This window comes from Mesorhizobium sp. M7A.F.Ca.ET.027.03.2.1 (assembly GCF_003999175.1).
Lineage (GTDB): Bacteria > Pseudomonadota > Alphaproteobacteria > Rhizobiales > Rhizobiaceae > Mesorhizobium.
On the sequence record NZ_RZOM01001024.1, the window covers coordinates 1 to 2,228 of the forward strand.

At 65.9% G+C, this 2,228-nt stretch carries 2 protein-coding genes and 1 pseudogene; all 3 read left to right on the forward strand.

Annotated elements, in window-relative coordinates; genetic code table 11:
• Positions 1-317, forward strand: a pseudogene (locus EN750_RS30590) (MurR/RpiR family transcriptional regulator); the annotation flags it as partial.
• Positions 314-961 (forward strand): isochorismatase family cysteine hydrolase, encoded by a 648-nt coding sequence (locus tag EN750_RS30595; protein ID WP_127398956.1) that lies wholly within the window; start codon positions 314-316, stop codon positions 959-961. The pseudogene EN750_RS30590 and the gene EN750_RS30595, both read left to right, overlap by 4 nt.
• A partial coding sequence (locus EN750_RS30600) for a glutamine synthetase (protein ID WP_127398957.1) occupies positions 958-2,228 on the forward strand: 1,271 nt, incomplete at its 3' end. The genes EN750_RS30595 and EN750_RS30600, both read left to right, overlap by 4 nt.

Here is a 2,228-nt window from a genome sequence, read left to right on the forward strand (position 1 = left end):
TGCGCATCGTGCTGTTCACCGACCAATGGCTGTCGCCGATATCAGATCTCGCCGAAGTCACCATCGTCAGCCCGCTCGAAGTCGCCTCGCCCTACGACACGCTGGCGCCGGCGATCGCCCAGATGGAGGCGCTGGTCGCCCATATCGTTTCGACGCTGGGCGACGACGCGCGCGCCCGCATCGAGCGGCTCGAAAGGGTGCGACATGCCAATGCCGTGACACTCGACAGCGACCCGCAAGAGAACGGCGCGCGCAAGATACCCGGACCCCGCAAGACGCCGGGACCCAAATCAGCAAAGCAGGACGACAAAGCATGACCCAGGCCCTACCCAAACGAGACGACGCCTTCCGTGCCGGCGAAACGGCCCTGCTGCTCGTCGACATGCAGCGCATCTGGCTGGAGCCGGGCGCAGATCCGTCGCATCCGGAGCGTGGGCCCGATCACTATTTCTACCGGCAGACAACGTCACAGACGATCCCCAACCAGGAGCGCCTGCTGGCCGCTGCGCGGGCCAATGGCGTCGAGGTGCTGCACACCATCATCCAGAGCCTGACCGAAGACGGCCGTGACCGCTCGCTCGACCACAAGCTGACGCCGATCCATGTCGCACCCAGCCTCCCGGAGGGTCTGCCGGTGCCGGCGCTGGCGCCGGTCGGCGACGAGATCATGCTGCCGAAGACGTCGTCGGGCATCTTCAACTCGACCAATGTCGACTATCTCCTCAAGAACCTCGGCATCCGCTATCTCGTCGTGGTCGGCGTGCTGACCGATCAATGCGTCGACATGACGGTGCGCGACGGCGCCGACCGCGGCTATCTTGTCACCTGCGTATCGGATGCCTGCGCCACCATTACGCAGGAACGCCACGACATCGCGCTCAAGGCCTTCGGCGGCTACTGCTGGGTGGCCGATACCGACACGGTCGTCGGCCGCTTCAACGCTTTGGGAAAACCGGCATGACATCGACTGTCGAGCCTCTGGTTGCCGTCGTCACCACGGATCTCTCCGCCGTCACGCGGGGCCGCTTCGTTGCCGAAAGCAAGTTGCAGAAGACCGCCACGACCGGCGTCGGTTGGCTGCAGGCCAATCTGTCGCTGACGCCGTTCAACTCGATCGTCGATCCCAACCCCTGGGGCTCGTCGGGCGACCTGCGGCTGATCCCCGATCTCAAGGCGCGCTTTCGCACGACACGTACCGGATCGGCGACGCCGTTCGACATGGTCGCCGGCGACATCGTCGAGCTCGATGGCAGCCCATGGCTCGGCTGCACCCGCACGATGCTGAAAGAGGCGTTGGCCGATTTGAAAGCCGCAACCGGCCTGTCGGTCATCGCCGCCTTCGAGCATGAATTCAATGTCGCCGACGGCGGCTTCGCGCCGGCGCATTCGATGTCTTTCGCCGCATTGCGCCGCACGGACCCCTTTGCGCCCAACCTGATGGCGGCGCTGGAGGAGGCCGGCGTTGCACCCGAAGTGATCATCGCCGAATTCGGCGACGAGCAGTTCGAGGTGACACACGAGCCGGCGGACGCGCTGAGGGCGGCGGACCGCGCCGTCGCCATCCGCGAAATCACGCGCGAATTGGCGCGCAATGCCGGCTGGCGTGCGAGCTTCGCGCCCAAAACCGCGCCAACTGCCGTCGGCAACGGCGTCCACATCCATTTCAGCTTCGTCGACGAGGCCGGCAAGCCGGTGACATACGATCCAACGCAGCCCGGAGGTCTTTCCGCCAAAGCCGGCGCCTTCTGTGCCGGCGTGCTGCGCCATCTGCCTGGAATGACCGCGATGACGGCGTCGAGCGTGTCGTCCTTCTACCGGCTGAAGCCGCACAGCTGGAGTTCGTCCTATACCTGGCTTGCCGACCGCGACCGCGAGGCGTCGCTGCGCATCTGCCCGACTGTGACGATCGGCGGACGCGATCCGGCGCGGCAATACAACATCGAATACCGGGCCGCTGACGCCACCGGCAATCCCTATCTGTCGCTGGCGGCGATCATCCGCGCCGGGCTGGAAGGGCTGAAGGCGGGCCTGCCGTCGCCGCCTTTGGTCACCGGCGACCCGACACTGATGAGCGAGGCTGAGCGGGCGAGTCTCGGTCTGGTGCGCCTGCCCGAAACCCTGCCGGCGGCACTGGACGCGTTGCTGGCCGACGGCATCGTGACGGGATGGTTCGCGCCTGTCTTCATCGAAACCTTCGTCGGCCTCAAGCGACATGAAGCCGAGCGTCT